Here is a 19187-nt window from a genome sequence, read left to right as displayed (position 1 = left end):
ATCACACTTCTTAAATTTTGTTATATTGTTCACAAAAGGGGATTACTATGAATAAAAAAGAACAGATCGATCTGTTATACAAATTAAAGAAAGAAGTAGAGAAATCTAATCATACAGTGCTTGTCGAGCAGATTAATGAAGTCATCCGAAAAGTCTATGAAGATAAAAAAGTAGCGAGCTTCATCGGCCATTTTTCGTCAGGTAAATCTTCGTTGATCAACTATCTTTTAGAAGAAGATATTCTGCCGAGTTCTCCTGTACCGACAACGAGCAACTCAGCACAGATTACAATCTCTGAACAGGAAGAGATTATCGTCAATCTTGAAAATCAGGAGTATGCATATGCCAGAAACTATGCAGAAGTCAAAAAAATAAACACTGAGAATCAGCGGATTGAGTCTGTCGAAATCAAGCATATCCATTCGAAATTACCGCTTGGACTGACACTTCAGGATACCCCTGGCATCGATGCTACCTTCAGTAACCACGAAGCGAACACGATGAAATATTTACTGACAAGTGATGTGATTGTCTACACAGTGGAATATAATCATGTTGAATCCGAGAAAAATTTTAAGGAGATGAAACGCTTAAATAGTCTTGGTATGCCGCTTGTTTTTGTCGTTAACCAGATTGATAAACATAATGAAGAAGAAGTGAAGTTTAATGACTTTAAGGCTGCTATTTTGCAGAACCTTGCTACGTGGGATATACAGATAGAGAAGATATTCTTCACTTCTATTTATGAACATGAGCTGAATGAAGTCGCTCAGCTTAAAGACCTTCTTTTTAATAGTGATTTAATTGAAAACAGCAGAAGGCAGTTTTTTGACCGGATTACTTCTTATATCACTGGCGAACAGCTGCGTTATCTGGAAGATGAAAAAGCAGGTATTCTAGATACGTTAGGTTTTGATCAGTCAGAGCTTGAAGCGAATCGTAACTCTATCCAGGAAAGTCAGGCGCTGTCAGAAGAACAGCAGTTATTTAAGACGTCAGAATCAGCTGAAACCTATTTTCTATCCTCTATTCGGACAATCTTAAAAAATGCTTATATAGTTCCATTTGAGATACGTGAGGAGATAAAAAGGCTGCTGGAAGTTTATTCACCTGACTTTAAAGTAGGTGGACTGTTCGGTAAAGAGAAGAAAAGGCAGGAACTGAGAGCACAGCAGATGACCGAAGTTTTAGAGGCGCTCAATGCATCAATTGAGAAGCAGATCAATTTCCATATACGTGCACTCTATGATCAGCATGCGAAGTATTCGGTTGTAGAAGATGTAAGACACTTTACTTACAATGTGACTGCTGATGAGTTGGAGGGGCTGATGAACAGCCAGGCGCTTATTACAAATGATTATGTGCTGAATTATACCGACCAGCTGAAGAAGTTTATCGAGCAGTCAGTCGTTAAAGAAAACAGACCTCATATCAAAATGTTCATAGAAAATATAAATATGTCTAAAATGCAACCGGCAGTGAGTCATCAAGCAGAAGCACTGAATAAATACGATCAACTGACAAAGCTGATTGAATCGCTGACGACCCGCAATTATCAGCACTATTATATTCATGTTGACGAGTCCATCGATAAACTCGTCGACCGTAAGCAGGTCAAGTTAGAATTACAGGATTCTATATTAAATAAACCTACTGATAAATTGAAGAAAAGTGTTCAGAAGACAGACCTTGATACTGCTTTGACTAAGTTTGAGAAGTTTAAAGAGATTGCTTACTTCAGTCATATTACTAAAAGGCTGGAAGCGCAGCTGGACCGTATACAGCATGATGTGACGAGAATCGTTGTCTTCGGTGCTTTCAGTGCAGGGAAAAGTTCTCTGATCAATGCGATGCTCGGTCAGAAGGTCCTGATATCGTCACCTAACCCGACGACTGCTGCCATAACAGAACTGACATACGGTCAGACACATAGTGTAAAATTTAAAACGAACCAGATGCTGTTAGATGAACTCAACAAGATAGGTCGCTCTGCTGGAATTGAGGCGACAGATATTAATCTTTGGTTAAAAGATTATCATAAACAGCAGCCTGCCCTCGATCATCAGTTTAAGAAGTATATACAGGCTCTTGAGGCGAATTATGAACACTACCTGCCTTATCTGGATGGTCAGATTGTGACGATACAAGATGATGAAATAGAAAAATTTACAGCTGTAGATGCGCATTCCGCCTTTGTTGACCGCATTTATCTGCAATATGAAATTGATTTTCTGAAAGATAAGGTCATCATTGATTCACCAGGGATCGGTTCTACCAATATGCGTCATACAAATGAGACAACAGAGATTATCGCAGACAGCGACTTACTGATCTATGTTTCATATTTTAATCATGTCTTCACTGAAAATGACAAACAGTTTATCCAGTACTTAAACGAGCTGCAGATTTTAAGCACGGACAGCGCAACATTCTACGTCATCAATGCGATAGACCTCGCGCGAAATAACACAGAAATAGAACAGGTCAAGAATTATTTCAGTTCTGAACTGGAGCAGCTGAATGCGATTCCTAGAATCTATGAACTCTCCAGTAAACAGGCGATGTCAGCACGTGATGATAACTTCAACCATTATATGGCTGAACTGCAGCAGTTCGCTCAAGTCGACAGCAGACTGCAGAAGATCAGGCAGTTTGAAAATGGGGTCCAGCAACTTGAAGAAGAAGCGCGCACTATACTGGCAGATGCAAGTCAGGCGCGCGAAAGAGAAGCAGCACACCGCGCCTATTATGATGAAGTTAAACGAAATCCTGTATTCACAGATGAACAGCTTAAGCATAGTATAGAAAAGGCAGAACAGGAGTTGAATGAACAGTTGACCTTTATGACTGACCGTTTCCGTATTCAGCTGTCTGATCTTATTAAAGTGTATTTTAATCGCGGCCAAGTTGATGCAGCTGGCTATATGGGTGCACTGACAGATAAACTGGAAGAAGAACTGTCGATGATTATCCCGCGTCTGAACCATGCAGCATTCACTTCTCTAGCCAGCCAGACTGCTGTTATCAGACAGACGCTGAGTGAACATCATCTTCCTGTTGCTATACCGGACTTTAAGTTTCTGCCAGTCAGACAGAATATCGATGCCGTGATGCAGCCGATATCAATTAAAACAAGTAATCGCAGTTTTAATACTAAGGAAGCAGTAGATAAATTATATGAAACGATTCATCAATCATCGATGGCACTGGTGAGTGAAAAGCTTATTCAGTTCAGACGTATAATTGAAAATGAACTGAGGGAAATTCAGCCTGTCTTACTGCAGAAATGGACACAGCTGAATGAAGAAATTGAAGCAGATATCATGGAACAGGAACAGCATGTTCTGGATGAGACAGTCGTCAAGGAAATTAAGAAAGTCATGGAGGGATAGCATGAAAATCTGGATAGATGAAGAAGAACTGGATTTCAGTCGTTTTCAGTTATTTGACTGCCGCAACCAGATGGATGATTTAGAGAAAAGTCTGGCTGTCTATAATCAGTCACATATTGAAACAGCAGTCTTTGTGCCTGGCTATCCGGTACTGTACGACCGGCATAAACCAGAAGAAGGACGTCATCCGCTGCCTGATATGGCGCTTTTTAAAACGTTCTTAGAGCGATATTGTAACAGCAAAGTACCGGTTGCCTATGATTCAGAAAAAGGCTTTATGGCAACCAGATTCTTCTTTCTGTGCGATTTGCTGGGCGTTCCTTGTTATATTCTGAAACAATCTTTTGATGCAGTGACGATTGCGAAAGAGCAGGGCAACTTAAAGGTTGAAGATATCGAACAGCTGGAAAATGATCGTCAGATCGAGCAGCCTGCTATTCGCCAGGAGCTGATAGCGACCCGTGAAGACGTCAGAAACCAGGTCGCCACTTTGATCGACGCAAGAGAAAAGAAGCGGTTTTTAGGCGAAGCTGAACCGATTGATATTCATCCCGGACATATACCAGGCGCTATTAATTTTCCTTACAAGAAAGTATTCGAATACCAGCGGCCTGACACAGATGACGCCATCGTCTACTGCGGTTCTGGATTATCGGCGACGCCTGTTTATGCAGCTTTAAGAGCAGCTGATAAGAAAGTCAGACTTTATCCGGGGAGTTACTCGGAATGGATCTTCCATTACCCGGAAGAGATAGAAAGAGGTTAATATGGAGAATTTACTTATCGTTGACGGCATGGCACTTTTGTTCCGTCATTTCTACGCGACAGCCATGCACCAGCAGTATATGCGCAATTCAGCAGGTACGCCGACAAATGGTGTACAGGGATTCATCCGCCACGTGGCGACAGCGGTCCGGGACTCTGAAGTGGACCATGTCATCATCGCCTGGGATATGGGCGCCGTAACGTTCCGTAATGAAATTTCAGACGCCTATAAAGCGCATCGCCAGGCACCGCCAGAAGAAATGAATCCGCAGTTCGCACATGTGCAGCAGGTATCTCAGGAACTTGGCTTTCATAATATCGGTGTCAGAAACTATGAGGCGGACGATGTCATCGGCACGATAGCGAAACAACTGGAGGGCGATTATCGCATCAAAATCATCAGTGGCGATAAAGATCTGCTGCAGCTCTTAGATGGCCGCATAGAAGTCTGGCTCATCAAAAAAGGCTTCACGGAATATAATATCTATACAGAAACACGTTTCAAAGAAGAATACGGCCTGAATCCGGCGCAGCTGATTGATGTCAAAGCCTTTATGGGAGATACGGCAGACGGCTATCCAGGGGTGAAAGGCATCGGCGAGAAGACAGCCATTAAACTCATTCAACAGTATGGTACTGTAGAAAATGTGATCAGCCATCAACATGAACTACCGAAAGGACAGCAGACTAAAATCAAAGCTTATTATGATGACTTGATCATGAGCCTGAAACTGGCCGCCATTCATACAGAAGTACCGCTGAACTATGAAGAGATTATAGGGAGTATGCCTTATGTGGCTGATACTAGACATATGTGCGAAGTATGTGATCAGCATGAGCTGAAAGTCGCGAGGAATTATCTGATGAATTTATAGAAGACCTTAAGCACTTTATTTCTGATTAAAATAAACGACGCAAAAAATCCGTACTTAATGACAGTACGGATTCTTTATTGTTACTAAGATAAAATCAATGTTATTATTCCTTCTTATTTTTATAGAGGGAGTAGGCAATCATCGCTACAAAAAACAAAAAAATAGGATCAAATGACTTTAAAAAAGCTCTTCCTGGAGAAAGTCCCATTAAAAAGCTTCTAATCAAAAAGAGGCTCAGAGAAGATAAAAAAACAGCATAAATTACATAAACGAAATGTAAATCTTTAATAACGGTATAAATGAGGAATAATATAGTAACGGCAGTTATAATCCCGATCAGTAAATCAGCAGACATAGTTTCACCCTTTTGTTAAAGAATTATTTAGATATTATGGTAAATATTATAACATATATAATTTTAAGGCAGGTTTCAAAAGGATGTTTATTAATATCATCAGACAGCTTAAAGTTATCTCTTACAGTGTCTATTCTACTTCTTATTCAAATAATATCTCGCCACGTGATCGGCATGTTTATTCTGCTCGCGAGGTATCCAGTCAATGATCAGCAGGTCGAATTTATCTTTAAGCTGCTGATAGTCTGACAGATAGGGCTTGAACTTCGGATTTTTTGTATAGTTCTTCTGCACTGAATCCACGACAATCCTGGAATCAGATTTAAGAATGACAGAACAGATAGCGAGGGCCTCAGCCTGTTTCAGCGCAGCTATTAAACTGGTCCATTCTGCCTCATGATTTTCCATGTCACCTACATACTGACCAAACTCGAGAACTGCATCATCTGTACGTATCACGTAACCGATGCTCGATTCAAAGGGGTGCTGTCTCGTCGCTGCATCGATAAAGATCTGTGCCACTCTAGTCCACGTCCTTTGCGAACGATTTTGCTAAATAGCCGAACGGTACATTGCAGACGGTGGTGATCAGTTTAAAGACATAAGTCGTTACAAATATTTCCATGACCGCCGGATTCGGCAGCACACCGTAGAAGGCGATGATAGAAAACAGGGCTGTGTCGATCAGGGAACTGACCGTTGTACTGCCGTATGCACGGATATAAAAAGTACGGTCACTTGAAAACCGCTTTTTGATCCAGTTGAATATATAAACATCTACATACTGTCCGATCAAGTAGGCGATAATAGAACCAAGTGCTATTCTAGGGACAAGACCGAACAGTGTCTGCATGCTGTCTTGTGCGATATCCGATTCGCCTGGTTTAAAGCCGAGCGAGATAGACATGAGTAAAACCATGACTATGACAGATGCAAAACCGAGCCAGACCGCTTTTTTCGCTGTTGCGCGGCCATAAACATCATTTAATATATCCGTCGCTAAATAGATAGATGCAAATAAGACATTCCCGAGTGTAGCCGTGATGCCGAATACTTCAATAGTCTTTATCACTTGTATATTCGCAATGATGGTACCGACTGCGACCCAGACGAAGAGTCCATTGCGTCCAAACAGACGATACATGACCACAAGACACGTAAAAGTAGCAATAAATGCTATAACTGCCCATAATTCATTCGTCATAAGTGTATCTCCTCTCTCAAATTTCAACTTTACAATTATAGTGGATGTGCTGAATAAAGACAAGCTATAAAAAACAGACGGGGTGTTTGAAAGTAGCAGTCTCTACGCCTATAATAGAAATGAGGTGAGAATATGAGGATGATTGACACCGTCCACAAAATCAATCAGCTTGAAGACCATTATTGTCACCAATGTCTGATTAAAAAAACATTGCGTCAGGAAAGTAAGACGAAGGCGCATCATTACTGTATATCCAAATGCTCAGTTGGTCTGCAGATCAAACAGTGGGGCAATAATCTTCAATAAGGAGAACGCGATGAAAATCATAAAAATAGAACCGACACCTAGTCCAAATACAATGAAAATTGTTCTCGATTTTAAGCGAGATGATAATAAAAGTCAGACATATCGGGAAATAGACAGAAAAAACCCTTCTTTCATAAATGAACTTCTGGAAATAGAAGGCGTGAAATCAGTCTTCCATGTGATTGATTTCATCGCTGTGGATAAAGCACCGCAGGCAGAATGGGAAACACTGATCAATCAGATAAACCAGGTCTTTGATGCTGCTGAAGATACTGATCCGGTTATTCATATCGATACAGGTGAACACCAGGTAGAGCTGCTGACATTTAAACAGATTCCTTATCAGATCAAAGTGACGAGTCAGGCAGGAGAAAAACGCAAACAGCTGGATGTCCGTTTTATCGATGCCATGCTGAATGCACAAAAAGATGATGACAACGTCGTGTTTCTGCGTAAATGGCTGCCGTTTGGAGTCAGATACGGTGAAGTAGAAGATATCATCAGCTCTGTACAGGAAGAAGTGGAAGCCTTGTTCCCGCAGCAAAGACTGCAGGAATTGGTGACTGAAGGTCTGGCGCTTGATTATCAAGTGCAGCCTAAAGAACTGAAGCGTTTTTCACTTGAGGAGTATCAGTCTGCTGACTGGCAGACAAGGTATCGTCTCTTAGATCATTTTCCGGAGCCGACAGAAGAAGATCTGCCACTTCTTACAGCTGTGATGGAGGACGAAAAACCGCAGCTCAGACGTCTCGGCATTGTTTTTCTGGGTATGATCGGTACTGAAGCGGTGCTGCCTTTACTGCATGCAGCTATGAAAGATAAGAATCTGACCATCAGACGTACGGCAGGGGATACACTCAGTGACCTTGGATTTAAGGAAAGTCTGCCGGTTATGCATGAAGCGTTAAGCGACCCTATGGCTACTGTGAGATGGCGTGCAGCGATGTTCATCTATGACGAGGGCGATACTGCAAGTCTCCCTTATCTTGAAGAACATCTGGATGATGCGGCATTTGAAGTCAGTCTGCAGGCAAGGATGGCTAAAGAACGGATAGAAAAAGGTGAAGCGGCAGTAGGATCTGTCTGGAAACAGATTGCTAACCGTAATAAGGAGGAAAAATAATGAATGCATATGAAGATTACATGAAACAGATGGCAAAACCCATGCGTGAACAATTAACAACAGAAGGTTTTAACAGCCTTGAAACGCCGGAAGAAGTAGAAAGTTATTTTGATAAGATTAAAGACGATGAGACGACATTTGTTGTCGTCAACTCGGTCTGCGGCTGTGCAGCCGGTCTTGCTCGCCCGGCTGCAGTGGCAGTCGCTACTCAGAATGACCATAAGCCGGATCATTCAGTGACTGTCTTCGCAGGTCAGGAGCGTGAAGCGACAGCGAAAATGCGTGAATATATCGGTCAGGAACCATCAAGTCCGTCTATGGCACTTTTTAAAGGTAAAGAACTTGTCTACTTTATGCCAAGACTTCACATTGAAGGCCGTCACGTAGAAGAGATCGCAATGGATCTTAAAGACGCTTTTGATGAACACTGCCAGTAAAGTCAGAATCACATCACCTGTCAAAACAGATGATGTGATTTTTTCACATATTGAAAAGGCAGCTGACAAGCTAAGTGCAATAGGCGTTAAGGTAGAAGTGTTAGCACGTGGCAAAAAGACCATCAAAGATTTCTTCAGAATAAGTGATGTACCGCTCATCGTGATCAGTCATCAACTGCCGCAGGTTTATTTCGACAGCGAGTCGAAAATTGTTTATCATGAAAATACAACCCGCTTCAAAATGAAGGCGTTTGAAAGGCGGGGTGAGCTTCCACCCTTGATTGACATGATGCAGGTGAATATTAATGACCGACATACCATTGTGGATACGACGATGGGGATGGGGAACGACCTCGTTTTGATGGCAACCGTGCTGAGAAATAGTTACTTTCATGCATTTGAGACTCATCCTCTTGTTTATTTCGTTATATCTGAAGGAATCGTCCAGCATCATCCTGAGCTGAAAGGAAGAATCATTTTTCACTATGGTTCTGCTGACTCAGAGCGCCTTAAAAGTGCTGATATTGTCTATGCTGATCCGATGTTTGAAGAGACAATTGCTCAGCAGTCAGGTATGGCTGTACTGCACCGGATCGTGCCAAGTGATCACAATGAAGATTTTGTCCGTTATTTACTGAAGTACAGCCGCTGTCTGATTTTAAAGGCTCATTTCAGGAGTCCGCTTTTTGACCGTTTTGGTTTTGAAGTTCAAGTTCGAAGGAGTACGAAGAGTCATTTCGGCATAAAAAAAAGCCGCCGGAGCGACTTATTCTGTGATCATCATACTGATCATATAAGCTAAAAGTAAGAATAAACCTGAAACTATCATCATTTCTTGCATGTGAGAACCCCCGTTTCACGTCATAATAACCTTATTATAAGCCATCCATATCAAATTTAAAAGAGGTGACGTCTATGAATTCATTTGACCAGGTATACCATGAACTCTGTGAGGAAGTACTGAATACCGGCCGTTCTAAGGATGACCGTACGAATACAGGTACGTTATCTAAATTCGGTCATCAGATGCGTTTTGATCTGTCAAAAGGATTTCCGCTGCTGACGACAAAAAAGGTATCATTTAAACTGATTGCGACTGAATTAATCTGGTTTATTCGCGGTGATACCAATATCCGCTATCTGCTGCAGTATAACAATAATATCTGGAATGAATGGGCTTTTAAGAAATGGATTGAAAGCAGTGATTATACCGGCCCGGATATGACGGACTTCGGCCATCGCAGTCTGACTGATGAAGCATTCAACAAAGATTACCAGGCTCAACTGGCTATTTTTAAGGATAAGGTGCTGCATGATGATGACTTTATGCGAAAGTTCGGTGACCTCGGCAATGTCTACGGTAAGCAGTGGCGGCATTTTGAATCGGGTGGCAAAGTCGTTGATCAGCTGAAAGATGTCGTTGACAATATTAAGACGAATCCATCCTCAAGACGACACATTGTATCTGCGTGGAATCCAGGTGAGATTGAGACGATGGCACTGCCGCCTTGTCACACGATGTTCCAGTTCTACGTCAATGACGGAAAGCTGAGCTGTCAGCTGTATCAGCGCAGCGCAGATATTTTCCTCGGTGTGCCTTTCAACATTGCAAGTTACAGTCTGCTGACCCATCTCGTCGCTAAGGAATGTGGTCTAGAAGTAGGAGAGTTTATCCATACATTCGGTGACGCTCACATTTACAGCAATCACATCGATGCGGTCACTGAACAGCTCTCGCGGGATTCATTCGCGCCACCTACGCTTGAAATTCATTCAGATAAGTCTTTATTCGATATTGATTATGAAGATCTTGAAATCAAAAACTATCAGGCACATCCCGCTATTAAAGCGCCGATTGCCGTTTAAGGAGAAAATGATGCTATCTATTATTGTTTGTCATGACCAGAACCGAGTCATTGGACTCGACAATAAGATGCCCTGGCATTTACCTGCTGATCTAAAGCATGTCAAGGAACTGACGACAGGGAACACCATTGTAATGGGGAAGAACACCTTTAAGTCACTGGGCAAACCGCTTCCTAACCGAAAGAATGTGGTCCTCACCCGTGATGAGAATTTTACAGCAGAAGGCGTGGAGGTCATTCATTCTCTCGACGCGATTGCGGACCTTCCGGACCATGTCTTTATCTTCGGTGGTCAGAACCTCTATGAACAGATGATAGACCGCGTTGATGATATGTACGTGACGGTCATCGAACAAAAGCACCAGGGTGATGCCTTTTTCCCTGCTTATACGTTCGATGAGTTTGAAGTGAAATCTGTAGAAGAGGGCAAAGTGGACGATAAAAACAAAGTCCCTCATAAATTTATGTATTTAGTGAGGAGAAAATAATGTTCAGATTGATACGTACTGTAGGTGTGATAGTCGGTTATGCCGCACTTGCGACAACTAAGCTGCAGCATATGAAAAAACAGAAAGAAAAACTGCCGACGGTTCATGTGCAGGATACTTATATTTCACTGATGGCCAAAAAGTGGGCCGGCCGTATTTTGGATTCTGCTGATGTGACAGTTGAAGTGACAGGTCATAATATCAATGATGATCAGCCTGTCCTTTTCATCAGCAACCATGAAGGGAACTTTGATATTCCTGTCCTCGTGCATGCAATTGAAAAACCGTTCGGCTTCGTCTCTAAAATCGAAGTGAAAGAAATTCCATTTTTAGATGAATGGATGATGCAGCTGAACAGTATTTACCTGGACCGTTCAAACCGTCGTTCAAGTCTGCAGATGATCAAGGATGGTGTAGCTTCACTCAAAGAAGGTCATAACCTGCTGATTTTCCCGGAAGGTCATCGCAGTAAAGGTCAAGGTCTGCAGGAATTTAAAGCAGGCGGTCTGAAAATCGCCAAATCTGCCGGTGTTGATATCGTGCCAATTGCAATTTCTGGTACAGCCGCTATTATGGAGAAATACAACAGCAGACGCATGGTGCCTGGCCATGTCAAAGTTCAGATTCTTGAACCTGTTCCTGCTGCAATATTCCAGGATCATTCACTAGATGAAGTGGGACAGCTGATTCGAGCGAGAATAGAAGACGCGCTTCATGCTTAAAGGTTATGCCGTAATTGTCTCTATTTCGTTAGCGCTGGTGCTCGGCTGTACGTTCTGGCTGATGACTGTGCTGAATGCAGATCCACCTGCAATCAAAGTTAAGGATACTTCTGAAAAAGGAACTGTTGTGCTGCCACCTAAGCTTGTTGCAGGAGCCATATCAGACAAAAGTACAGATGATATGAAACTGACACTGAAAGATAACAAACTGCTGATTGATCAGCAGTCTACATTTCTTAGTCTGAATATTGAGACAAATATTTTGACGACCCCGGTTGCGATTGGCGATAATAGACTCAGACTAAATATAGAAGAGATTGAGATTGCCGGACTTAAATTGTCTGAAAGACAGAAACTGAACCTTGTCAGACAGTTTGCAGATTTGCCGGACGGAGTCGAACTGGATGTAAAAAATAAATGTTTCTACTATCAGCTTGAACCGATTGAACTGTCAGGACTTCAGTTAATTCTGACAGATATTGATCAATCAGGCTGGCATTTCAAAATAGAAGAGGAGTGAAGTTAATGACTAAAGCAACACTTGCAGGCGGCTGTTTCTGGTGCCTCGTTAAACCCTTCCATCAGTATGATGGTGTAGAAAGCGTCATTTCAGGTTATAGTGGGGGCCACGTTGAAAACCCGACTTATAAGGAAGTCTGTACGAATACTACGGGGCATAGAGAAGCTGTTCAGATTACATTTGATGAATCAGTTATTTCTTACCGTGAAGTGCTCGAAGTCTTTTTTAAGACTTTTGATCCGACTGATGCAAAAGGTCAGTTTTATGACCGCGGTGAAAGTTATGAACCCGCTATTTTCTATCATGATGAAGAGCAGAAACAAATTGCTGAGGAACTGATTGCTGAACTGGACGCAAAGCAAATCTTCAGCGATAAAATTGTGACACCCGTGTTACCTTATAAAAACTTCTATCCTGCTGAAGAATATCATCAGGACTATTACAAAAAAGACCCGGCTCATTATCAGAACTTCCAGGAACGCTCTGGTCGTAAAGCATTTATAGAAAAGCATTGGGGGGAGTAATATGCTGAAAAAGAATATTGATGACTTAAATGAAATTGAATATATCGTGACTCAGCAGAACGGCACAGAACCGCCTTTTCAAAATGAGTACTGGAACCATTTCGAAAAAGGAATCTATGTAGATAAAATCAGTGGTAAACCTCTTTTCACTTCTGAAGAGAAATTTGATTCAAGCTGTGGCTGGCCCAGTTTCTCCAAGGCACTGAACGATGATGAGATCATTGAACTTGTCGATAAATCCCATGGCATGCTGAGAACAGAAGTTCGCAGTGATTCAGCGAACAGTCACTTGGGGCATGTGTTTAATGATGGGCCGAGAGAAACAGGCGGCCTGCGCTATTGTATCAATTCAGCGGCGATTCAGTTTATTCCTTACGATAAACTCGAAGAATTAGGGTATACAGATATTATGAATCACTTCAAACATTAAGGAGAGGTATTAATGTTCAAAAAACTATTCGGTAAAGAAGAAGTTGTTAAAGACATCGAAATTAAAGCTCCTATTACAGGCGAGTATGTACAAATTGAATCGATTCCTGACCCGGTATTCGCTCAGAAAATGATGGGTGACGGTTTTGGTATTGAGCCTTCAGAAGGTCTTGTCGTGTCACCAGTTGATGGTGAAATAGTCAATGTATTTCCGACGAAGCATGCAATCGGTATCAAAACAGCCAATGAGGTTGAAATCCTGATTCACGTCGGACTGGAAACTGTTGCGATGAACGGTGAAGGCTTCACGACTAAAGTCAATGTCGGTGATAAAGTTCAAGTAGGAGATGAACTGCTTGAATTTGACATCGAGCTGATTAAAGAGAAAGCTTCTTCTACAGTTTCACCGGTTATCATTACTAACGGAGAAGTAGTAGAGCAGTTTGATATCGTAGGACAAGGTTCATTAGTCAGAGGAGAGACAACTGTCGCAAAAGTGGTTACGAAATAATGAAGGACCACTCGTTTTACCAGTATATTTTAACGCTTAGAGGTTCAAAGAATGCTGAAGGCGTGTTTGCTGAAGCGGTGTTTGATGACTTGATGTTTCCGAAGCAGGCTCAATCTTATCATGATTTATCCGATTATATTGAAAACTACGGCACGACGGATATGAAGTTATCCGTCTTCGATGATTTATACGAATCATATGAAGAATGGCGCCGTTTCTAAGCATCTTCCTCTGGAAGATGCTCTTTTAATGTGGAAATCTTTTATTTTATCTTTTAACCTGTTAAAATGACTTATAAATATAGATGGATGTGAATAACTTGACAAACGAAATCGAGGAAAAAGAAAAACAGGAGAAAAAAGTCACAATCAGCCTGTTTAAGTTTATTATGACGGTGATTGGCGCTATTATTCTGACTGCAGCTATCACCACTTTTGCGCTGATTGGCGGTAACCAGACATCCGTTGATAACGAAGCACCGAAGCGCTCGGAATTTCTGAAATTATATGAAGTCTATGATACGCTCGGGGACCATTATTATAAGAATGTCGATCAGTCTAAACTGATAGACAGTGCGATTAAAGGAATGGTCAACGGCCTGGATGACCCTTACAGTGAATATATGACAAAAGAAGAACAGCAGACCTTCACAGATACGATGAGTGGAGACTTCCAGGGTATTGGGGCTGAAGTCAGTGAAGAGGGCGACAAGATAATCATCACAAGCCCGATGAAAGATTCTCCTGCCTATAAAGCCGGGGTCAAACCAGGCGATGAAATCATCGCTGTCAACGGCAAATCAGCAGTCGGTATGAAAACGGTCGATGTCATTGAACAGATTCGTGGTAAATCGGGGACGACTGTTAATCTGACACTTAGACGTGGCAGTGGCGAACCATTTAAACTGGCGATTAAACGCGGTAAAATCCATCTTGAAAGTGTCGAAAGCAAAATGCTTAAAAACAAGACGGCCTTGATTACAGTTTCGAAGTTCCAGGAAGGAACAGCTCAGGAGTTTCATCAGGCCCTGTCTGATATGAATAAAAAAGGCATGAAAAAACTGATTCTGGACTTTAGAAACAATCCAGGCGGTTATCTGGAAGAAGCGAAGAAGATGGCCGGAGAATTTATACCTAAAAATGAGGTCCTTTTCTATACGGAACCTAAAGACGGTAAACTGACGCCGTACACAAGCGATAATCCGGCTAATCCGATTACAAGCGACCTGCCAACAGTTATCGTGCTGAATGAAGGTTCTGCAAGTGCATCTGAAGTCTTTGCGGCAGCACTTCATGACCATGATAAGGCACAAATAGTGGGTACAAAATCATTCGGTAAAGGGATTGTACAGACAGCCACACCTTTTAAAGATGACTCTCTGCTTAAATTTACTGAGATGAAATGGCTGACACCCGATAAAACGTGGATTCATAAAAAAGGTATCCAGCCAGATAAAAAAGTGGATTTGCCTGCTTATGCGAACAGTCATGTCCTGAATCCATCTGATACGTTTGCGACAGGAACTAAAAATAGTCAGGTGAAATCACTTGAGACAGGGCTGAAAGCACTTGGCTATGATGTCGGTAAAGTCGATACACAGTTTGACGATGAAACAGCTATAGCGATGCAGGAATTCCAGACCGACCATCATCTTGACGTAACGGGCACGATGCAAGGTAAAACAACTGAAAAGTTCACTGAATTATTACGACTTAAACTGGAAAAAAATGATCCACAGCTTAAAGGTGCTGAGAACCTGGTCAAAACGATGAAATAGAGGTGTAGACAGTGAAAATTGCATTTACAGGTGGCGGGACGATTGGTCATGTTGCTGTCAACATGGCACTTATACCGGAAGCAGAAGCGAGAAACTTTGACAGTATTTATATCGGCTCCAAAAAAGGAATCGAAAAAGAGATGATTACTTCCCAGTTTCCGAACACGCGATATTACGCGATATCAAGTGGTAAATTACGTCGCTATTTATCTGTTGAAAATGCCAAAGATTTAGTCAGAGTGCAAAAAGGTGTGCTGGATGCACTTAAAATTCTTCGTCGTGAGAAACCCGATGTCGTCTTTTCTAAAGGCGGCTTCGTTACCGTACCAGTCGTCATTGCGGCTAAGATTTTAAACATCAAGACCATCATCCATGAATCAGATGTGACGCCTGGCCTTGCTAATAAAATCGCTCTAAAATTTGCAACAAAGCTATATACGACATTTAAAGAGACACTCAATTATGTTCCCGCTGCAAAAGCGGACTACATCGGCAGCATCATCAGACCGGATCTGCTGACGGGTGAAGAAGCGAAAGGGTACAATCTTACCGGATTTGACCGTGAGCGTAAAGTTATACTGGTGATGGGCGGCAGTCTGGGTTCTAAAATAATCAACGCAGTCATCAGAAAAAACTTAAAAAAATTACTTCTAAACTATCAGATTATCCATATAACGGGTAAAGGTCTTTTAGACCCTTCAATCAGTGAAACTGGCTATAAGCAGTTTGAGTTTGTGAAAGAAGAACTACCGCATCTTTATGCGATTACCGATTTGATTGTGTCCCGTGCAGGTGCAAATGCAATATTTGAGTTTCTGGCACTGAAGAAGCCGATGCTGCTGGTACCACTTGGACTTGACCAGAGTCGGGGCGATCAGATTGATAATGCTAAGCTCTTTAAAGAAGCGGGTTACGCTGACGTTTTAGAAGAGAGTCTCATTGAAGCTTTACCAGAGAAAATCGAAGCGCTTGATTCATCTCAGAGTGAATACATCACTGCGATGAGCAGAGCAGGCGTGAGTTACACGGCCGCTACTCTGCTCGATAAACTACTAAAAGATATCAGTTAAAGGAGTAAACAATGTCTCAGAAACAGCGCATCTCTCTCATACTTATCTTTTCATTTATCTTTGGCATGATTGCTTTTTTCCACGAGTCACGTCTCGGTAAATGGATCGACAACGAGGTTTATGAATTTATTTATTCTTCTGAAAGTTTCATCACGACTTCTATTATGCTCGGCTACACAACGATTGGAGAAGTGTGGAGTATGATTCTCCTGTCATTAGTCGTCGTCTGCTATTTAATGCTGAAACGCATGAAGATAGAAGCTTTATTCTTTGCTCTCGCTATGATTTTATCGGGCGCCCTCAATCCGATCCTTAAAAATATCTTTGACCGTGAACGTCCGACTTTACTGCGTCTGATTGATATTACGGGCTTTAGTTTCCCGAGCGGGCATGCCATGGGCTCCGCTACATTCTTTGGCAGTATAGCCTTTCTGGTCAGCCGTAGTGACTCACAGTATAAGCCTTATATTATCGGACTTTGCGTCTTGACTGTACTGATGATTTCAAGTTCACGTGTTTATCTCGGCGTTCACTATCCGACAGATGTCATCGCGGGAATGCTGGGCGGCGTTATCTGTATTTTACTGTCTCAAGTTTTTTTACATAAACTAATTGACAATCGTTCTCAATAAGATATAATAGTAATTGAAAGTGATTCTCAATTAAGAGTTCCCCCTCTATTCCAGAATCAATTTCACAGTAACCCCCTTTATGCCCATTAAAGAACCTGACAGCCCTGTCAGGTTCTTTGTTTTATTTCAGGGGTTTTGCTATGATTTGATTAGATAAATGAGGTGAAGGAAATGCGAAAGATTCTAATTATTGAAGATGAACAAAACTTAGCACGCTTTATAGAACTAGAACTGACTTATGCAGATTATGAAGTGGAGATTGCTAATGACGGCGCAGAAGGACTAAAGCTCGCACTTCTCCATGATTATGACTGTATTTTGCTCGACTTGATGCTGCCTAAGATGAACGGACTAGATGTCTGCAGGAAAGTAAGGAGTGCAAAGGAGACACCTATTATCATGATCACGGCTAAAGGGGATACACATGATAAAGTAGCGGGGCTGGATCACGGCGCTGACGATTACATCGTCAAACCTTTTGATATTGAAGAACTGTTAGCCAGACTACGGGTTATTATGCGCCGTAATGAGGTGATGGACACGCTCCGCATCGGTGAACTGACGATAGATGAAGATGCCTTTAAAGTCTTTGTTGGTTCGACTAACCTGGAACTGACAAAGACTGAATTTGAACTGCTGAAATTGCTTGCGGAAAATCGCAATCATGTCCTGACACGTGAACAGATTCTTACACACGTCTGGGGATATAACAGTGAAGTGGAGACTAATGTAGTCGATGTCTATATCCGCTACCTCAGAAACAAGTTGAAACCATTTAATCTTCAGACGATGATAGAAACAGTCAGAGGGGTAGGCTACGTCATCCGATGAACAAGTCAACTTCACTTAAAACACAGTGGATCATTACGACAACAACTGTTACTTTTGTCATATTTATGTTGTTCAGTCTGATTATCATTTTTATTGTAGGTCTTATCTTTAAGGATCAGGAGGGGCAGATTGCGCGTAATAGCAGTGTCAAATCTGCCAATATACTGAAGAATCTAGGAAATGACTTCCAGAGACCTGATTTTAGCAACTCTATGTCTGAAGGTGAGCGACTGATGATTTATGGTCCTGATGGTAAAAAGCTTGCAGTTTTTAATAATGAGAGTGAAATTACTTATCAGCCTGACTTGATTCCTATTCATAATCGACCTGTCGAAGTGAATGTAGGTGAAGACAGTTATATCACCTATACAACAGAAATCAATACTGAGCGGTTCAATGGTTTTGTAACCATCATTCATCCGCTTGATACGTACCACAGACATATACAGGTCGTTGTCATTTTTGCTTCTGTCTTTGGGATTATTGCTCTTTTTGTTTCAGCAGTTATCAGTTACTTCTTCTCCAATCAGATTACAAAACCAATCAGACGTATTTCTGATCAGATGCAGCAGATTCAACGAGACGGCTTCCAGAATCGTCTTGTCATGCCGAAAGGTTATTATGAGACGGATGATATGATTGAAACATTCAACAATATGATGACACAGCTTGAGACGTCCTTTAATCAGCAGAAACAGTTTGTAGAAGATGCGTCTCACGAACTGCGCACGCCGCTGCAGATTATTCAGGGCCATCTTAACTTGATTAAACGGTGGGGTAAAAACAAGCCTGAAGTACTGGAAGAGTCACTTGATATTTCTCTGAGTGAGATGAATAGAATCACGACGTTAGTTGAAGAGCTCCTGCTGCTGACCAAGGAAACGGGTGTCAATCTGCGTCAGGAAACAGAAGTGGTGGATATCAATGAGGAGATTGCCGGCAGACTGAAGTCACTGGCGAACCTTCATCAGGATTATAAATTTGAATATCACTCACCAAATAAAGGGATAAAGCTGCATATCAACCGTTATCAGTTTGAGCAGCTGCTTCTCATTTTTCTTGATAATGCCATCAAGTACGATCAGAAGAACAAGCACATCATAATTCGAACGACAAAAAAGAATAAAGTGGTGCAGATTGAAATAGTCGATCACGGCACAGGCATTCCACCTGAAGATATCCCGTATATATTCGACCGTTTTTATCGTGTGGATAAGTCTAGATCCCGCGAGATGGGAGGCAATGGACTGGGTCTGTCTATTGCCAGGAAGATGATTGAAAGCTACAACGGTACAGTTAGAATAGAAAGTGAATGGGAGCAGTATACAAAAGTCATCATTCAGTTCCCCGAGTCATAATTC

General features: G+C 41.8%; 23 protein-coding genes. 20 read left to right on the top strand and 3 right to left on the bottom strand.

Annotated features, from left to right (window positions below):
- Positions 1–47 precede the first annotated feature (47 nt).
- The 3 genes from MGG13_RS06285 to MGG13_RS06275 are packed head-to-tail and all read left to right on the top strand — an operon-like array spanning position 48 to position 5032.
- Positions 48–3392 (top strand): dynamin family protein, encoded by a 3345-nt coding sequence (locus MGG13_RS06285; protein WP_239034343.1) that lies wholly within the window; start codon positions 48–50, stop codon positions 3390–3392.
- A 1-nt stretch (position 3393) separates the two neighbouring features.
- On the top strand, positions 3394–4158 hold the full coding sequence (locus MGG13_RS06280; protein ID WP_239034342.1) for a sulfurtransferase: 765 nt from the start codon (positions 3394–3396) through the stop codon (positions 4156–4158).
- Position 4159: 1 nt separating this feature from the next.
- Positions 4160–5032: a 5'-3' exonuclease gene (locus tag MGG13_RS06275; RefSeq protein WP_239034341.1), complete on the top strand. Its 873-nt coding sequence runs from the start codon at positions 4160–4162 to the stop codon at positions 5030–5032.
- A gap of 103 nt (positions 5033–5135) precedes the next feature.
- Here the strand turns inward: MGG13_RS06275 and MGG13_RS06270 are convergent, their stop codons facing one another.
- The 3 genes from MGG13_RS06270 to MGG13_RS06260 form a co-directional block, all read right to left on the bottom strand.
- Positions 5136–5387 (bottom strand): hypothetical protein, encoded by a 252-nt coding sequence (locus tag MGG13_RS06270; RefSeq protein ID WP_239034340.1) that lies wholly within the window; start codon positions 5385–5387, stop codon positions 5136–5138.
- A gap of 135 nt (positions 5388–5522) precedes the next feature.
- Positions 5523–5909: a ribonuclease HI family protein gene (locus tag MGG13_RS06265; RefSeq protein ID WP_239034339.1), complete on the bottom strand. Its 387-nt coding sequence runs from the start codon at positions 5907–5909 to the stop codon at positions 5523–5525.
- Position 5910: 1 nt separating this feature from the next.
- A complete protein-coding gene (locus tag MGG13_RS06260; RefSeq protein ID WP_239034338.1) occupies positions 5911–6591 on the bottom strand; it encodes a queuosine precursor transporter in 681 nt (226 codons plus the stop codon).
- A 132-nt stretch (positions 6592–6723) separates the two neighbouring features.
- Here MGG13_RS06260 and MGG13_RS06255 point away from each other — a divergent pair, with 132 nt between their 5' ends.
- From MGG13_RS06255 to MGG13_RS06175, 17 genes are all read left to right on the top strand, one after another.
- Positions 6724–6897, top strand: coding sequence for a zinc-finger domain-containing protein (locus MGG13_RS06255; RefSeq protein WP_133432287.1), 174 nt, complete (start codon positions 6724–6726; stop codon positions 6895–6897).
- A gap of 10 nt (positions 6898–6907) precedes the next feature.
- Positions 6908–8020, top strand: a complete 1113-nt coding sequence (locus MGG13_RS06250; RefSeq protein ID WP_239034337.1) for a virulence factor — start codon at positions 6908–6910, stop codon at positions 8018–8020.
- Complete coding sequence (locus tag MGG13_RS06245) at positions 8020–8457, top strand: BrxA/BrxB family bacilliredoxin (protein WP_239034336.1); 438 nt, start codon at positions 8020–8022, stop codon at positions 8455–8457. The genes MGG13_RS06250 and MGG13_RS06245 overlap by 1 nt, the downstream gene beginning before the upstream one ends.
- Entirely contained in the window at positions 8441–9259 is an 819-nt protein-coding gene (locus MGG13_RS06240; RefSeq protein WP_239034335.1) for a class I SAM-dependent methyltransferase, read from the top strand. Before MGG13_RS06245 ends, MGG13_RS06240 begins: the two co-directional genes overlap by 17 nt.
- A gap of 113 nt (positions 9260–9372) precedes the next feature.
- Positions 9373–10323 carry a thymidylate synthase gene (locus MGG13_RS06235; RefSeq protein ID WP_239034334.1) on the top strand — a complete coding sequence of 317 codons (951 nt, stop codon included), beginning with the start codon at positions 9373–9375 and terminating at the stop codon, positions 10321–10323.
- Positions 10324–10330: 7 nt separating this feature from the next.
- Positions 10331–10810 (top strand): dihydrofolate reductase, encoded by a 480-nt coding sequence (locus MGG13_RS06230; protein WP_133432292.1) that lies wholly within the window; start codon positions 10331–10333, stop codon positions 10808–10810.
- Positions 10810–11532, top strand: a complete 723-nt coding sequence (locus MGG13_RS06225; protein ID WP_239034333.1) for a lysophospholipid acyltransferase family protein — start codon at positions 10810–10812, stop codon at positions 11530–11532. Before MGG13_RS06230 ends, MGG13_RS06225 begins: the two co-directional genes overlap by 1 nt.
- Positions 11525–12052 carry a DUF2140 family protein gene (locus MGG13_RS06220; protein WP_133432294.1) on the top strand — a complete coding sequence of 176 codons (528 nt, stop codon included), beginning with the start codon at positions 11525–11527 and terminating at the stop codon, positions 12050–12052. The genes MGG13_RS06225 and MGG13_RS06220 overlap by 8 nt, the downstream gene beginning before the upstream one ends.
- 5 nt (positions 12053–12057) lie before the next feature.
- Positions 12058–12576, top strand: a complete 519-nt coding sequence (gene msrA / locus MGG13_RS06215; protein ID WP_239034332.1) for a peptide-methionine (S)-S-oxide reductase MsrA — start codon at positions 12058–12060, stop codon at positions 12574–12576.
- 1 nt (position 12577) lies between these two features.
- Positions 12578–13006, top strand: a complete 429-nt coding sequence (gene msrB, locus MGG13_RS06210; RefSeq protein ID WP_133432296.1) for a peptide-methionine (R)-S-oxide reductase MsrB — start codon at positions 12578–12580, stop codon at positions 13004–13006.
- A 12-nt stretch (positions 13007–13018) separates the two neighbouring features.
- Complete coding sequence (locus tag MGG13_RS06205) at positions 13019–13516, top strand: PTS sugar transporter subunit IIA (RefSeq protein ID WP_133432297.1); 498 nt, start codon at positions 13019–13021, stop codon at positions 13514–13516.
- Positions 13516–13737, top strand: a complete 222-nt coding sequence (locus MGG13_RS06200; protein ID WP_133432298.1) for a YozE family protein — start codon at positions 13516–13518, stop codon at positions 13735–13737. The genes MGG13_RS06205 and MGG13_RS06200 overlap by 1 nt, the downstream gene beginning before the upstream one ends.
- 98 nt (positions 13738–13835) lie before the next feature.
- Positions 13836–15293, top strand: coding sequence for a S41 family peptidase (locus MGG13_RS06195; RefSeq protein WP_239034331.1), 1458 nt, complete (start codon positions 13836–13838; stop codon positions 15291–15293).
- A gap of 62 nt (positions 15294–15355) precedes the next feature.
- Positions 15356–16363, top strand: coding sequence for an undecaprenyldiphospho-muramoylpentapeptide beta-N-acetylglucosaminyltransferase (locus MGG13_RS06190; RefSeq protein ID WP_239035683.1), 1008 nt, complete (start codon positions 15356–15358; stop codon positions 16361–16363).
- 11 nt (positions 16364–16374) lie between these two features.
- Entirely contained in the window at positions 16375–16995 is a 621-nt protein-coding gene (locus tag MGG13_RS06185) for a phosphatase PAP2 family protein (RefSeq protein WP_133432301.1), read from the top strand.
- 171 nt (positions 16996–17166) lie between these two features.
- A complete protein-coding gene (locus MGG13_RS06180) occupies positions 17167–17826 on the top strand; it encodes a response regulator transcription factor (protein ID WP_133432302.1) in 660 nt (219 codons plus the stop codon).
- Positions 17823–19184, top strand: a complete 1362-nt coding sequence (locus tag MGG13_RS06175) for a sensor histidine kinase (protein ID WP_239034330.1) — start codon at positions 17823–17825, stop codon at positions 19182–19184. Before MGG13_RS06180 ends, MGG13_RS06175 begins: the two co-directional genes overlap by 4 nt.
- Positions 19185–19187 lie beyond the last annotated feature (3 nt).

This window comes from Macrococcus brunensis (genome assembly GCF_022343725.1).
Lineage (GTDB): Bacteria > Bacillota > Bacilli > Staphylococcales > Staphylococcaceae > Macrococcus > Macrococcus brunensis.
This window is presented reverse-complemented; position numbering and strand designations above follow the sequence as displayed.

Coding starts and splice junctions, on each gene's coding strand:
- MGG13_RS06285 (WP_239034343.1), top strand. CDS start 48: ATGAATAAAAAAGAACAGATCGATCTGTTATACAAATTAAAGAAAGAA.
- MGG13_RS06280 (WP_239034342.1), top strand. CDS start 3,394: ATGAAAATCTGGATAGATGAAGAAGAACTGGATTTCAGTCGTTTTCAG.
- MGG13_RS06275 (WP_239034341.1), top strand. CDS start 4,160: ATGGAGAATTTACTTATCGTTGACGGCATGGCACTTTTGTTCCGTCAT.
- MGG13_RS06270 (WP_239034340.1), bottom strand. CDS start 5,387: ATGTCTGCTGATTTACTGATCGGGATTATAACTGCCGTTACTATATTA.
- MGG13_RS06260 (WP_239034338.1), bottom strand. CDS start 6,591: ATGACGAATGAATTATGGGCAGTTATAGCATTTATTGCTACTTTTACG.
- MGG13_RS06255 (WP_133432287.1), top strand. CDS start 6,724: ATGAGGATGATTGACACCGTCCACAAAATCAATCAGCTTGAAGACCAT.
- MGG13_RS06250 (WP_239034337.1), top strand. CDS start 6,908: ATGAAAATCATAAAAATAGAACCGACACCTAGTCCAAATACAATGAAA.
- MGG13_RS06245 (WP_239034336.1), top strand. CDS start 8,020: ATGAATGCATATGAAGATTACATGAAACAGATGGCAAAACCCATGCGT.
- MGG13_RS06240 (WP_239034335.1), top strand. CDS start 8,441: ATGAACACTGCCAGTAAAGTCAGAATCACATCACCTGTCAAAACAGAT.
- MGG13_RS06235 (WP_239034334.1), top strand. CDS start 9,373: ATGAATTCATTTGACCAGGTATACCATGAACTCTGTGAGGAAGTACTG.
- MGG13_RS06230 (WP_133432292.1), top strand. CDS start 10,331: ATGATGCTATCTATTATTGTTTGTCATGACCAGAACCGAGTCATTGGA.
- MGG13_RS06225 (WP_239034333.1), top strand. CDS start 10,810: ATGTTCAGATTGATACGTACTGTAGGTGTGATAGTCGGTTATGCCGCA.
- MGG13_RS06220 (WP_133432294.1), top strand. CDS start 11,525: ATGCTTAAAGGTTATGCCGTAATTGTCTCTATTTCGTTAGCGCTGGTG.
- msrA (WP_239034332.1), top strand. CDS start 12,058: ATGACTAAAGCAACACTTGCAGGCGGCTGTTTCTGGTGCCTCGTTAAA.
- msrB (WP_133432296.1), top strand. CDS start 12,578: ATGCTGAAAAAGAATATTGATGACTTAAATGAAATTGAATATATCGTG.
- MGG13_RS06205 (WP_133432297.1), top strand. CDS start 13,019: ATGTTCAAAAAACTATTCGGTAAAGAAGAAGTTGTTAAAGACATCGAA.
- MGG13_RS06200 (WP_133432298.1), top strand. CDS start 13,516: ATGAAGGACCACTCGTTTTACCAGTATATTTTAACGCTTAGAGGTTCA.
- MGG13_RS06190 (WP_239035683.1), top strand. CDS start 15,356: ATGGCACTTATACCGGAAGCAGAAGCGAGAAACTTTGACAGTATTTAT.
- MGG13_RS06185 (WP_133432301.1), top strand. CDS start 16,375: ATGTCTCAGAAACAGCGCATCTCTCTCATACTTATCTTTTCATTTATC.
- MGG13_RS06180 (WP_133432302.1), top strand. CDS start 17,167: ATGCGAAAGATTCTAATTATTGAAGATGAACAAAACTTAGCACGCTTT.
- MGG13_RS06175 (WP_239034330.1), top strand. CDS start 17,823: ATGAACAAGTCAACTTCACTTAAAACACAGTGGATCATTACGACAACA.